Source organism: Acinetobacter sp. 18QD2AZ41W (assembly GCF_009829025.1).
Classification (GTDB): Bacteria; Pseudomonadota; Gammaproteobacteria; order Pseudomonadales; family Moraxellaceae; genus Acinetobacter; species Acinetobacter pseudolwoffii.
On sequence record NZ_WURP01000001.1, the window covers coordinates 568,344 to 582,459 of the forward strand.

Annotated in this window: 13 protein-coding genes; 5 read left to right on the forward strand and 8 right to left on the reverse strand. The window is 42.6% G+C overall.

Annotation, left to right across the window (positions count from 1 at the left end; translation table 11 throughout):
• Positions 1–10 precede the first annotated feature (10 nt).
• The gene (cgtA, locus tag GVV58_RS02665) at positions 11–1,228 is read right to left on the reverse strand and encodes an Obg family GTPase CgtA (RefSeq protein ID WP_005096448.1); all 1,218 of its coding nucleotides are present in this window, start codon (positions 1,226–1,228) and stop codon (positions 11–13) included.
• A gap of 265 nt (positions 1,229–1,493) precedes the next feature.
• Here cgtA and GVV58_RS02670 point away from each other — a divergent pair, with 265 nt between their 5' ends.
• The gene (locus tag GVV58_RS02670; RefSeq protein WP_159515943.1) at positions 1,494–2,687 is read left to right on the forward strand and encodes an MFS transporter; all 1,194 of its coding nucleotides are present in this window, start codon (positions 1,494–1,496) and stop codon (positions 2,685–2,687) included.
• Positions 2,688–2,712: 25 nt separating this feature from the next.
• Here GVV58_RS02670 and GVV58_RS15585 read toward each other — a convergent pair whose 3' ends face one another.
• From GVV58_RS15585 to uvrB, 6 genes are all read right to left on the reverse strand, one after another.
• Positions 2,713–3,306: a hypothetical protein gene (locus GVV58_RS15585; RefSeq protein ID WP_252721249.1), complete on the reverse strand. Its 594-nt coding sequence runs from the start codon at positions 3,304–3,306 to the stop codon at positions 2,713–2,715.
• Positions 3,307–3,335: 29 nt separating this feature from the next.
• On the reverse strand, positions 3,336–3,710 hold the full coding sequence (locus tag GVV58_RS02680) for a helix-turn-helix domain-containing protein (RefSeq protein WP_074383017.1): 375 nt from the start codon (positions 3,708–3,710) through the stop codon (positions 3,336–3,338).
• 187 nt (positions 3,711–3,897) lie between these two features.
• On the reverse strand, positions 3,898–5,355 hold the full coding sequence (locus GVV58_RS02685) for a glyceraldehyde-3-phosphate dehydrogenase (RefSeq protein ID WP_159515944.1): 1,458 nt from the start codon (positions 5,353–5,355) through the stop codon (positions 3,898–3,900).
• Between the two features lie 251 nt (positions 5,356–5,606).
• Positions 5,607–6,539, reverse strand: a complete 933-nt coding sequence (gene rarD / locus GVV58_RS02690; protein WP_159515973.1) for an EamA family transporter RarD — start codon at positions 6,537–6,539, stop codon at positions 5,607–5,609.
• 163 nt (positions 6,540–6,702) lie between these two features.
• The gene (locus tag GVV58_RS02695) at positions 6,703–7,290 is read right to left on the reverse strand and encodes a lipocalin family protein (RefSeq protein ID WP_159515945.1); all 588 of its coding nucleotides are present in this window, start codon (positions 7,288–7,290) and stop codon (positions 6,703–6,705) included.
• A 145-nt stretch (positions 7,291–7,435) separates the two neighbouring features.
• Complete coding sequence (gene uvrB, locus GVV58_RS02700; RefSeq protein ID WP_005096439.1) at positions 7,436–9,457, reverse strand: excinuclease ABC subunit UvrB; 2,022 nt, start codon at positions 9,455–9,457, stop codon at positions 7,436–7,438.
• A 233-nt stretch (positions 9,458–9,690) separates the two neighbouring features.
• Between uvrB and GVV58_RS02705 the strand changes: the two genes are divergently transcribed.
• Positions 9,691–10,479, forward strand: a complete 789-nt coding sequence (locus tag GVV58_RS02705) for a hypothetical protein (RefSeq protein WP_005171774.1) — start codon at positions 9,691–9,693, stop codon at positions 10,477–10,479.
• A 316-nt stretch (positions 10,480–10,795) separates the two neighbouring features.
• Here GVV58_RS02705 and GVV58_RS02710 read toward each other — a convergent pair whose 3' ends face one another.
• Positions 10,796–10,975: a hypothetical protein gene (locus GVV58_RS02710; RefSeq protein ID WP_004646507.1), complete on the reverse strand. Its 180-nt coding sequence runs from the start codon at positions 10,973–10,975 to the stop codon at positions 10,796–10,798.
• Positions 10,976–11,422: 447 nt separating this feature from the next.
• Here GVV58_RS02710 and GVV58_RS02715 point away from each other — a divergent pair, with 447 nt between their 5' ends.
• The 3 genes from GVV58_RS02715 to GVV58_RS15725 all read left to right on the forward strand — a co-directional run bounded on the left by GVV58_RS02715 (position 11,423) and on the right by GVV58_RS15725 (position 13,971).
• Positions 11,423–12,475, forward strand: coding sequence for an OmpW family outer membrane protein (locus tag GVV58_RS02715; RefSeq protein ID WP_159515946.1), 1,053 nt, complete (start codon positions 11,423–11,425; stop codon positions 12,473–12,475).
• 154 nt (positions 12,476–12,629) lie between these two features.
• Complete coding sequence (locus GVV58_RS02720) at positions 12,630–13,844, forward strand: MFS transporter (protein WP_159515947.1); 1,215 nt, start codon at positions 12,630–12,632, stop codon at positions 13,842–13,844.
• Positions 13,837–13,971, forward strand: coding sequence for a hypothetical protein (locus GVV58_RS15725; RefSeq protein ID WP_005096435.1), 135 nt, complete (start codon positions 13,837–13,839; stop codon positions 13,969–13,971). Before GVV58_RS02720 ends, GVV58_RS15725 begins: the two co-directional genes overlap by 8 nt.
• Positions 13,972–14,116 lie beyond the last annotated feature (145 nt).

Below are 14,116 nucleotides of genomic sequence, written 5' to 3' on the forward strand. Positions count from 1 at the left end.
CTCTCAGAGATTAGCGTACGTAGTACACTTCCACATCACTATCATCATCGCCATCTTCATCATCTTCATCGTCGCCCAGAATACCGGCAAGACGTTGCTGACGACGCATCTCACGATACGCTTCTTTTGCAGCGATGGTTTGTTCACGTGTTTCAGCTTCAAGCTGATCACGGAATGCTTTCATTTCTGCTGCATATTCTTGATCTTCAGCTTCGCGTTCACGCTGCTCTTCGATCTGATCCATCAGGTAGTAAACCACGTCTTTGGTACCTTCAGCGGTTAAGCCAGAAGTTTCAAAAACCGGGCCTTCCCACTGCAATTCTTCAAGAATATGAGTACACCATTCTTCACGTGTTTCTTCAGCCAATTGGTCGACTTTATTCAGCACCAATACGATCGGCAGTTTTGAAAGTGTTGGGGAGAAATTTTCTAACTCTTTCATAATTGCTTTAGCATTATGTGCCGGATCTGAGCCATCAATCGGTTGTACATCAACGATGTGTAACAAGATACGGGTACGTGCCAGATGCTTCAGGAAGCGAATCCCCAGACCTGCACCTTCAGATGCGCCTTCAATCAGACCCGGAATATCGGCCATCACGAATGAACGGTGACTATCGGCATCGACCACACCCAGGTTTGGCACCATGGTGGTAAATGGATAATCTGCCACTTTTGGTTTTGCCGCCGATACTGCACGAATGAAGGTTGATTTCCCCGCATTTGGCATACCCAGCAAGCCCACATCTGCCAGAACTTTAAGCTCCAGACGGATTTCACGGAATTCGCCTTTTTGACCATGCGTACACTTACGTGGTGAACGGTTGGTCGATGATTTAAAGTGCGTATTTCCTAAACCACCGTCACCGCCTGCTGCCACTTTCACGCGTTGACCATCTTCGATCAAGTCACCAATAATGTCGCCAGACTCGACGTCTACAATTGTTGTTCCAACTGGAACTTTTAATACGGTGTCTTCACCGCCACGACCAGCACAGTTCGCCCCACGGCCATTTTTTGCTCGTTCTGCACGGAATTTACGTGTATAACGATAATCAACTAGCGTACTGGTGTTGTCGTCAGCCTGTATATAAATACTGCCACCACGACCACCATCACCACCATCTGGACCACCAAATGGCACGAATTTTTCACGGCGAAAACTGGCTACGCCATTGCCACCGTCGCCAGCCTCTACGGTAATGACTGCTTCATCAACAAAGCGCATATTGCCAATCCTCTAAAAACTTTAAAACCCCATATTCTGCCATATTTTAAAGAATTTCTCGACTATATTTATATGCTATTCCATGAAGATCGCTTATTTAATCCTGTCATGTTATTGAACAGCCATTAATTTTTGATAAGTTTCAAAACTAAGCTCTATGCTTTTGTTTTAATATACTTTTTAATGATCACTTGATTGTTTTTAATTATTTCTGCTTTGTCGTGCAACTGCCTATAGTGTAGGCAATGTTAAAAGAGTCGGGCCTATGAGCAATTCAGAAAGGAAATCTGTCAGTCCATTGTCATCACAATTTGTATTATTGATGGCAATGGCATGTGGCTTATGTGCAGGCTCTGCCTATTTTAACCAGCCTCTGATCTATTCAATCGAGAAAAGTCTGGGCATTAGTACCAGTCAGGCCGGTTTTGCCGTGGTGATTGCACAGATTGGTTATGTCCTCGGCTTAATGCTTTTGGTTCCTTTGGGAGACTTTCTGAATAAACGCAAACTGATCGTTAGCTTGATGGTCTTTGCAGCCATTTCGCAGATATTGCTTTCATTCAGTACAACTTTATCAATGCTGTATCTGTTTACCTTGTGTGCCACCTTTGGCGCAATCTCGGCGCAGGTCTTAATTCCTTTTGCATCGACCATTAGCCCACCTGAATCCAGCGCTGCTACAGTGGGTAAGCTGATGAGTGGGTTGGTGATGGGAATTATTCTATCACGTACCTTTGCCGGCTTTGTTTCCACTTACTGGTCTTGGGAAGGTGTGTATTTATCCAGCGGTGTGATCACCTTGCTCTTTGCAGCACTCATGTGGAAAAAACTACCCGATACTCAAGCTCAGGCAGGCTTAACTATTGGTGACATTTACCGCTCTTTGTTTAGCCTTGCAGGTCAGAATCCACATTTAATCCGGCGTGCCTGTGCGGGTGCCTTGGGTTTTGGAATTTTATCGATGATCTTTACCTCGATGACTTTTGTATTAGGCAATGCACCTTATTATTTCACCGATTTCGAAATTGGGTTATTTGGCTTACTGGGCGTGATCGGGATTTATTCATCAAGCTGGTCAGGCAAAACCGTAGGACAAGGTAGAGAAAATCTGGTCGCCAAGCTATGCATTGTCCTGATGTTCGGCTCTACACTGCCCTTATATTTTGCCCAGCACAATATTGTAATCTATGCGATTGGTGTGCTGATGGCCTACTTTGGTCTGACAGCCTTCCATGTTTTGAATCAGAATCTGGTTTATCGGATTGATCTTAAATCGCGTTCACGTATTAATGCAGTCTATATGACGATTTACTTTAGTGGTGCCGCTTTAGGTTCGCTTGGTGCAGTCTATGCCTGGGAGCAGTTTGAATGGATCGGTTGCGTGATCCTTGGCTTTATTTTCTCGATTGGAATTTTACTGATTGATCGCTTGGATTTTAAGAAAATGCAAAATGCTTGATTCACAAAGGAATAAATCGATCGGTTTATTCCTTTTGGTAAAGTACATACTTCATTAACTCTGTTCTAAGATTAGAATTTTGTTCTCGATGAATACTACCTAATTGAGGTGTAATATTCGCGATATGTTCCAAATTTTCACTACCAACCAGTGCGTTATATCTTACATAGTTAAGCAAACATTGATTTTGAAATCTCCTAATTTGGTCTTTTAATTCTCCATCAGATATTGCTTTACCTAAAAATTTAAAAGCATCTTCTTGCTCATTAAATATAGATATAAATTTTTTATTCAATATTTTTATACTTTCATTTCGATCAGGTTTATAAATTAAATAATTACATATTTGATTACTAAGATGCTCAAGCTCAACAAGTTGAATAACTAGTCCTTTACAATAATTAGCAATTACTTCTATCCCTTTCTGCTCTCGCCAACTGGTATAGGTCATTAATATTGCAAGCGGTGCAAAGATCGTTGCTGACCAAAGCAAGAGATTGGTCGCTAAAGCAATATCAACATCTAAAAGTTTGAAGATTGCATAAATCGCAATGCATAAAACTAAAATGATTGCATACACTGCCAGTAAAGTAGCCAACAGATTTTCTGACTTTTTCATCTCTTGCTACCCCAAAAGCAATTTAGCTTCTATTTGGCAACACGTTGTTTATTTTCTAAAATTTCTGGTAAACCATGTTCAATCCAGTGAATCATTTGCATCACTTTATCTGCAGCTTGTGAACCGGTAATGGTCAACTGATATTCCACTTTTGGTGGCACAACCGGATAAACCGTTCTGAGCACAAAACCATCTTGTTCCAGCACTTTTAAAGTCTGGGAGAGCATCTTTTCACTCACCCCTTCAATCCGTTGTTTCAGTTCACTAAAACGATGCACACCTTCACTCAGGCAACGCAACACCAAGACCGACCATTTATTGGCAAGATGTTCCAATATTTCACGTGATGGACATTCAGTTGATAAAACCTGCCCTAGTAACGGACTAATTGCATAATTTGTCATAAATCTATCTCGGGATTTTATTACTTACTGATTTTAATATACTTACTCTTTGTAAGCTAACAGATTAATATTTCGTCAGCAAGCTGATTTACATTTCGTGATTGAATCGAATCCACCCGACTTCAATAAAAAATAAGTATAAAAAAAGAGCCTCCATAGAGACTCTTTTTTAAACTACATCAACAAATTATGCATTTGTTTCTGCAGGAACTTTAGGATAGCTTACGCCGCCCATTTGTTCAGCAATACGTAATACCTGGCAGCTATAACCCACTTCGTTATCGTACCAAACATAAGCAGTTAAACGGTTGCCTGAAGTGATTGTTGCTTGCGCGTCAAATACACCTGCAGTGCGTGAACCAATAAAGTCAGAAGAGACCACTTCAGTCGAGTTGGTATAACCGATTTGACCTTGAAGGATCGAACCGATTGAAATCTGACGAATATATTCGTTTACTTCATCACGATCAACGTCTTGACCTAAAGTCAGGTTAAGAATTGCAAGTGATACATTTGGCGTAGGAACACGTACAGAATTACCTGTCAATTTACCTTGAAGTGCTGGCAGCGCTTTAGCAACTGCTTTCGCTGCGCCAGTTTCAGTAATAACCATGTTCAATGTTGCAGCACGGCCACGACGGTCCGCTTTATGGTAGTTATCGATCAAGTTCTGGTCGTTTGTGAACGAGTGAACTGTTTCAACATGACCATTTAACACGGTGTATTTATCATGCAATACTTTCAGTGTTGGAGTAATTGCGTTAGTCGTACAGCTTGCAGCAGAGATGATGCTATCTTCAGCAAGGATGTCCGCCTGGTTCACACCGTAAACCACATTCTTCATGTCACCTTTACCAGGTGCAGTCAAAATAACACGAGCAGCGCCCGGGCATTTCAGGTGTTGAGCAAGACCTTCAGCATCACGCCATTTACCAGTGTTGTCGATCACAAGTGCATTGTTAATACCATATGCTGTGTAATCCACTTCAGAAGGATTAGACGCATAGATCACTTTAATGAAGTTACCGTTTGCAATAATTGCTTCGTTTTCTTCATCTACAGAAATCGTGCCTGCAAATGGGCCATGAATAGAGTCACGACGCAGTAGAGATGCACGTTTTTCCAAATCACCATCAGATGATTTACGAACCACGATCGCTTTCAGGCTAAGACCGCGACCCAGACCTGATTGACCAATCATCAAACGTGCCAGGATACGACCGATACGACCGAAGCCATAAAGAACTACGTCTTTATGTTCTACAGCAGCAGCATTGCCTTCTAGAGATTTAACAACGTCTGCAACAAATGCATCGATGTCGCCGCCTTTTTCTTTAAATTCAACAGCAAGTTTACCTAGATCAACTTCAGCAGAACCGATGTTCTCAACTTTCGCCAACGCTTCAAGAATTGGGAATGTATTTACAACCGAAAGTTCAACATCGAGTACGCGAGTACGGCGGTGTGCTTTCAAGATCTGAATCACAGAACGGTTAATTAAAGAGCGACCATAAACTGTAGCTACAATATTTTTTTCACGATATAACTGACCAACAAGGGCAATCATGCGTTCCGCAAGTTCTTCACGGTTTTTCCAGCGACCTTGGTGCTCTGCATGTAGGGCAACGATAGTGTCTTTGCTCACAGATACGTCCTCTAATTAATTGTAAATCTAGGCATAAATTTCAAAACCCCATAATTGTAATGGAATTGGAGGCAACTTTGAATCAAAAGCTCACCGAGACGAGTGGTTTTTAACGTATATTCACTATAAATCTGGGAAATAGTTGCAATTAGCTAAATGATTTTGCATTCAAAAATTTTAAAAGCATGCGTTTTCCCGTACGGAGCAGAAATTTGTTAAATGTTGTTTATTCATTCGATCTCTTTTTAATTTTAAGAGTCTAGTCGATCCTGATAGTTTGCCAGATTTTTCTTAAGCGCTAATTGCTGTTTACGCTGCTTAAATAGATGCAGAATCCCTTCAATCACCAGCACCAATACGGCGAGCCAAATTGGAATATAAGTCAGCCACTCGCCAGCTTCCACACGCTCCCCCAAAGCCATCGAGGCAAAGGCCAACAGCACAGGTTCCAGATAACTCAACAACCCAAAAATAACAAAGGGTAAATATCGGCTGGCGAGAATATAGCTACCGAGTCCCAGTGCGCTCAAAAAACCCAGTACCAATACTGCCCAGATCAAATGAGAATGATTTAACATGAGCTGCATCGAGTCGCTATAAATAAAACCCAGATAAAATGCAGCGGGCAAAATCAGACATAGATCCCACCAGAAGCCCCCCAGATGATCCGTAGCAAATTTACGCCGCATGAAGAAATACAAAGGATAGGCCAAAGCCACATAGACCGTTTCCCATGCAATTGAACCAATTCGCCAGATCTCATGCCCCACACCCAATACCGCCAAAGCGACAGCGACCATCTGGAATGATGATAATTTCTCTTTATAGAGCATACAGCCGACCAGCACCATCACCAGAGGCAACAAAAAATAGCCGAGTGAGACTTCTAGGCCACGACCATTGATAGGGCCCCACAAGAACAGCCATAATTGTGTGGTACATAACAGGGAGCTGATCAGCAGCCAGATCAACAAGGCAGGTTGCAGCAAAACCCGCTTAAAGATACTGCTGATATGTTGCAGATCACCCGACCACCACATAAAGGCAGTTAAAAACGGAATCGTGGCCAGCATGCGCCAGGCAAAGGTCTGTTCACTATCTAAAGGCTGTAAGAAAGGCGTAAATACATAGAGCACCCCGAAAACCACCGAGGCCAATACAGATAACGCAATGCCTTTATACATAGTCAAACTCTACTTTCATTCGCCGGCATTATAACGATTAGTACACTAGAAAGCTTGATGCTTCATCTATTTAAAGTGAAATCACTACCCTACTTTGAAATATATTTTTGCTCATAAAAATAAAAAACCATGCCTAAGCATGGTTTCGATTAAGAAGATATTTCTATCTTTGCGTTTGTTTGGTATGAATCACATCACTCAGGTCATAACCCACAGACTGTGCATATTGCAAATATTCGTTTACAACATTTTTATCTAATTGCGGATTACGTGACAGTATCCACATGTATTTACGTTTAGGCTCACCGACCAGAACGGTTTGATAATTCTCATCCAGTTTTAAGACCCAATAATCGCCACGCCCGACCGGAATCCAGCGAATAAATTCGGGCAGGAAACTGACTTTTAATTTGGTATTTTGCGGTGGATCTTGCACAAATGCCTCACCCAAGGATTGGGTGGGCTGACCATCTTTTTTCATACAGCGGTTATCGACCACAATATTGCCATTTTCATTTAAGGTATAGGTTGCAGTGACATCACGATCGCATTTATTTTGAAAAGACAAAGGCTTGCGCGCCACTTCATACCAAGTCCCCAAATAACGGTCCAGTTCTACTTTTTCAACAGTGGCTAATGGCTCATTTTGCGCATAGGCCATCGTCGCCGCGCCCAAACCAAGAAGAACCGCACTACCCACAGCAATTTTTACCAGCTTCAATCCATTACCTGAAGAATTTTGAGTTGTCATAAAAATACCTATTATATGTTCACAAAATATTTATTTAAAAATTTTCTGTTCTTACAATAGCCTTATCCAAGCACTTGATTTGTTACATTATGTTTGGTTTATGATTGACTTTAGGTCATCGAAATAAAACTTCATGTAAAAAAAATCAATCAAACATCTGGGCTTTTAAGCGCAAAATTTCATCACGCAGACGTGCAGCCTGCTCAAACTGTAACTCTTTAGAGGCTTTCAGCATTTCCTTTTCAAGCTTGTTAATATGCTTCGCAAACATTTTCGGGTCTGCCATGATATGTCGTTCATCTGCACTGATCGCGCGCGCCTGATCAGAAGCTTTCAATTCAATTGAATCATCATCCAATATTTCACCGGTATCGATTTCCTTGATTACCTGACGGACTGCGCTACGCGGAGTAATACCATGCTCTTCATTAAACTGAATCTGCTTGGCACGACGTCGATCTGTCTCATCAATGGCTTTTTGCATTGAGTCAGTTATTCGATCTGCATACAAAATCGCCCTCCCTTTCAGGTTACGCGCAGCACGCCCGATAGTCTGAATGAGAGAACGCTCAGAACGCAGGAAACCTTCTTTATCGGCATCCAGAATCGCAACCAGTGACACTTCCGGCATATCCAGACCTTCACGCAGCAGGTTAATCCCGACCAGCACATCGTGTACGCCAGTACGCAGCTCATGAATAATCTTGACGCGCTCAACGGTGTCGATATCCGAGTGTAAATAAGCGACCTTAATCCCGTACTCTTTTAAATAAGAGGTCAGGTCTTCTGCCATGCGCTTGGTCAAGGTGGTGACCAGTACCCGCTCATTGATATCTTTGCGCAGATTAATTTCTGAAAGTACATCATCGACTTGCGTCAGTACCGGACGAATTTCAATTTCAGGATCGATCAGACCGGTCGGACGTACCACCTGCTCGACAATCTGCTGCGATTTTTCCAGTTCATAACGTGCTGGCGTTGCGCTGACATAAACGGTGGTCGGGACAATGCGTTCCCATTCTTCAAATTTCATCGGGCGGTTATCTAGCGCGCTTGGCAAACGGAAGCCGTAATTCACCAGATTTTCTTTGCGCGAACGGTCGCCTTTATACATGGCACCAATTTGTGGCACAGTCACATGCGATTCATCAATAATCAGCAAGGCATCATCGGGAATATAATCGAACAAGGTTGGCGGCGCCTCGCCTGAAGGACGTCCAGACAAATGACGCGAGTAGTTTTCGATGCCATTGGTATAGCCCAACTGCTGCATCATTTCCAGATCATAACGGGTACGCTGTTCAATCCGCTGCGCTTCCAGCAATTTGTCATTTTCACGAAAGAACACCAGTCGTTCTTTGAGTTCTTCCCGAATGGTTTCAATCGCGCGGGATAAATTGTCTTTTGGCGTGACATAGTGACTTTTGGGATAAATCGTCACCCGCGGGACTTTGCGCACCATTTTTCCGGTCAGTGGATCAAACCAGCGGATGGAGTCGACCTCATCATCAAACAGTTCAATCCGGATGGCATCCTGATCCGATTCTGCCGGGAAAATATCGATAATTTCGCCACGAATACGATAAGTACCGCGCAGGAATTCCAGTTCATTGCGCGAATACTGCATTTCGACCAGACGGCGAATAATGTCATCACGACCAATGCGATCGCCTTCCACCACATGCAGCAACATGCTCATGTAAGCATTCGGATCACCCAAACCATAAATTGCAGAAACTGATGCGACAATAATTGCATCACGACGTTCTAATAATGATCGGGTCGCGGAAAGACGCATCTGGTCAATATGGTCATTAATTGCGGCATCTTTCTCGATAAAAGTATCTGAAGATGGCACATAAGCTTCCGGCTGATAATAATCATAATAACTGACAAAATACTCGACGGCGTTATTCGGGAAAAATGCTTTAAATTCGCCATAAAGCTGTGCAGCCAGCGTTTTGTTATGTGCCATGACAATGGTCGGACGCTGGGTCTGTGCAATTACATTGGCCATGGTATAAGTCTTACCCGACCCGGTAACGCCCAGTAAAAGCTGATCATGAAAGCCCTGTTCAATACCCTTGACCAGCTTTTCAATGGCCTGTGGCTGATCACCTGCGGGTTGATAACTGGTTACTAATTCAAAGGGTTGCTTATCAGTCACAGCTACATGTCTCAACTCGAATGCGGATCAGGAATTTTAGCAGATTTCAGACTTGCCGGAGCAGATTCCATAGCCAAAATACCGAAATCCAACAGATGATGACAGTCGAGAAATATGTTGAGAATTCTCATATTTAGTCAGTCTTTCAACATTCAGGCCATCCCTGCTTTTTACTTGACCCCAACCCCGATCAAAGGCAACATGAAGATCAGGATGGCCTCGAATAGACAATTATGACTTACCACTATCACGATGAAAGTATTGTTAAATCCCTTCCGGAAAATACCGTGTTTGTTTTTGGCAGCAATCTGGCGGGGCAGCATGGCGCAGGTGCAGCAAGAACAGCGCTTGAGCATTTTGGTGCAGTCATGGGCGTCGGTCGTGGCTGGTCGGGTCAAAGCTATGCGATTCCTACCATGAACGAGCATTTGCAACAAATGCCGCTGTCACAAATCCAGCACTATATTGATGACTTCAAGATTTACACCAAAAACCATTCTAAAAATAAATATTTTATTACGTCTTTAGGATGCGGGATCGCAGGTTATAAAGTCGAAGAAATTGCACCGATGTTTAAAGGTATTTCACGCAATGTCATTTTCCCGCAATCTTTTCGCCCTTTTGTGGAAAAGCCTCTACCCAAATTAAGCGCAAACTTCTTACATACGATTTTTCGCGATTCAGTCATTTTAAATCCTGCGACTGATGAGCTGATTGAAGAATTGCCATTGACCGAAAATGAAAAAAGTCTGGCGAGGATTATTTTAAATACCCAGATCTATCCGACCGACAGCAATGGGCGGGAACGGGTCTTCGAAATTGAAGATATCCTGCATAATCTAAATACCAAACTGGTCGATTTTCAGAGTCATTCGGAAGGTGCCATGCTGTTTGGGGGTGTAATTTTAGCGCTACTTGAGCTGTATAATATTAATGAAAAAGACTTTATTGATGTCTGGCAAGAACAGCGAGAAATTGCCCCACCAAAACCGGAAAATAAAGCACGTAAAAGCATTCGCTAATAACTTATCTCTCTAAAAGCCAATTTCTGAATTGGCTTTTTTTATGGGTATAAGATGTGCAAGGTCAATAGATCAACTAATTATTTTATTCTGCTTAGCGATGAGCTTTTTGAGATGCTGCATGTATTCGATCAAGATCATGCAAATGAGAAATGAGAAATGAGAAATGAGAAATGAGAAATGAGAAATGAGAAAAATCTGGCCAGGGTTTTATCTGCTCGAGAAATAAGGAAATAGATGAAATATTAATTGCTGAATATCTAAAAATTTACACAAAAAAAGCCATGACTCATCATAGCTTTTTGAGTTCGACCAATTAACGTTTACCCATTGAACGACGCGTACCGCGTGGCGGCATCCAGGTACGGTCAGCATAACGCTGCGGTCTTGGTCTTAAATCTTCCAGAACTTCTTCCGCAGCATTTTGCTCCGCTTGTTTGATCGGGAAAGGTAAATTAACCAGAGGCTTTTTTTTGGGAGGTGTTTGGGTGCTCATATGATTCACTCAATAATATATGCGCCTATTGTACAAAAAAACTCAAGCAACTGGGTAGCAGGATCTTGGATAAATTCTGTTAGTGCTATTTGGAGCTCAAGCACGGAAAGCAAAAAATCAATTCATTCCTAAACGACTTGCTGCAAAAATCGGCCTCATTCAGGAACAAAAACCTATATTGAGGACTTAAAAAATCAAAATTTTGCTGAGATAAAAACCAGATTTTTCTCTACTTAAACTAACTGTCTACATTTTAAAAGACTTATTTTACAGATGTTTCTTTGTTAACAGCTCAAACCTTGAATACAAAAAACACACAAAAGCTACCAATCTTAACCGATGGTTAACCTTTGATCTATTGTTCTATAACTGAATTTTTTAATGAAGTTCACATAATTAGTGAACTAGAAAAACGAATAAATACACTGGACATGGAGTTCCAAATCAATGAAAACAATGCTGGCATGTATGGCAGGCCTTGTCACTTTACCTATGGTCGCCCACGCAGATTCGCCTTATTTTAGCCTACAGGATGGAGATGGCTTTAAACGCTTTTCTGTGTCTGTGGGTGCACTACATGTGATGCCACAAGGTAAGGCCCAAGCTTTTGCAGTCAATACTGCGGTCAAAAATGGTGAAGTAAGTGATGTCGGGGCAGTCAAGTCAAGTACTGTACGCGACAATATTCGTGAAGGTTATAAAATCCCGCCTTTACTCGATTTAGCTTTAAACCTACCCGAAATCTCGGCTCCCCTCAGTGGGCAAGCCACCATTCAAGGTTTAGAACAATGGAATAATCCAGGGACTGGTCTGGAAGCCGATGATGTCACGACTTTAGGCATCATGACCAATTACTATTTTACTGATCATATTTCCTTTGAAGTGAAAGCTGGTATTCCACCCAAAGTGGATTTACAAGGCAGTGGTAAAATCTATGCCCCATTTTCGGCCATCGCAACCCCCCTGGGGGGTGCCTTAGGCAACCTTGAATTGGCCAATGATCTTCTGATTACAGACTTGGAAGCCTATGGCCCTGCTGCCTCGGCCCGTGCCTGGACACCTGCCGTTGAATTCCAGTATCACTTTGGTAAAACCGGAGTGAATAAATTCCGGCCTTATGTCGGCTTAGGTGTGATGTATGCCTATTTCAATGAACTGGAAATTAACTCACGTACCGAGCAGGACCTGATTGCTGCTGGACATATGATTGCCAATATTAAACAAGGCAATGCTGGTGCTTCCCTTGAAGGTAAGCTAAGTGAAGCCGATCCAAAAGTAAAGCTTGAAGCCTCTGATGCATTTGCGCCCGTGGCCACGGTCGGCTTTAGCTATGACTTTAATGACACTTGGTTTGCAGTCGGTTCAGTATCTTATGCACATCTAAAAAATGACACGACAATTACGGTGACAGATGCAAATTTAGGTGAACTGATTCGTTCCAAGGCAGATATTGAGATTAATCCGATTCTGGCCTATGCCGGTATTGGCATGCGTTTCTAAGTTCAATATCAGGTTTCAGAAAAACGGCTTCGGCCGTTTTTTTAGGCTTAAAATATTGATAAAAAAAATTTATCTTTCGATCAATTTTTATTTTATCGCCTCCTTTACCTGAATCGAATACTATAAGCGCTGACTTTATCTGCCTGCCTGCCCTATGTCCGATACTCCATTTTCCAAAGCGCTTATTTTTATGCTGATTGGCTCCGCTATCATTCTGGCATTGTCATTGGGCGTACGTCATGCATTTGGTCTTTATCTGGTGCCGATGAGTGATGAATTTGGTTGGGGACATAATGTTTTTAGCTTGGCGATTGCCATGCAAAACCTGATCTGGGGAGCAGTACAACCCATTACTGGAGCCTTCGCAGATAAATATGGCAGCAAGATTGTCGTTGCCGTAGGTGGGGCACTCTATGCCGTGGGCTTGCTACTCATGGCGATCAGTTCTACTGGACTGCTGTTAAATCTGAGTGTGGGCCTGATTTTAGGTCTGGCCCTGTCTGCAACATCTTTCCCGGTTTTACTGTCTGCTGTAGGACGTGCTGCACCACCAGAAAAACGCAGTCTGGCGATGGGTATTGCCAGTGCGGCCGGATCTTTTGGCCAGTTTATCATGCTGCCTTCGACCCTGTTGCTGTTACAGAATGTCGGTTGGTCAGGAGCATTGGTGGTCAGTGCGATTTTGATTGCCCTGATTGTACCACTGGCCTGGATGCTGAAAGCACCAATGTATATTCATCCAAATGCAGCATCTACACCCAATAAAGTGTCCCTCAGTTTTAAACAGATTCTGCTGGTAGTGAAAAATCATAAACCCTTCTGGTTTCTGTCTATGGGCTTTTTTGTCTGCGGTTTCCAGGTGGTATTTATTGGCATTCACCTGCCGGGTTATCTGATTGATCACGGTTTTAATGCCACCACAGGGACTATTTTTCTGGCATTGGTGGGTCTATTTAATGTGGTCGGCACCTATACTGCAGGCTGGCTCGGGGGTAAATATTCCAAACCGCATTTGTTGATGGGTCTCTATGGCTTACGCGGGATCGCAATTACTGCCTTTCTCATGCTGCCACTGAGCACATGGACAGTCTATGCCTTTGGTGTCATTATGGGATTACTCTGGCTATCGACCGTTCCGCTCACCAACGGCATTGTGGCGAATATGTTCGGGGTGAAATACCTGACCATGCTCAGCGGTATCGTGTTTTTTACCCATCAGGTCGGCTCGTTTTTCGGTGGTTATCTTGGTGGAGTCAATCATGACTTGAGTGGTAATTATAATGCTGTCTGGATGCTGTCGATTGCCTTAAGCATTTTTGGCGTATTGGTACATTTCTGGGTCAATGAGGAGCAAATTGTGCATGACTGATTCTATGCTCATACTCAAAATCTCGATTGCTGTGGCGCTCTTGCTTTTATTTGCTCTGTCGGTGGCATTATGGATCCAGACACCGCAGCTGTTTGAATACTTTAATCAGGCCTTTTGTGCGCATTAAACTGCTGAAATTTACTCAGCTAAATAAACACAATTCACAGCACAATACCTTAAATGATTCATAATCAATAGAATAGTAAAAATACAAGGTTATTTATAAACTTTCGATCATTACTTTTTTAATTTTGTTTCAATCGGCAATTTTC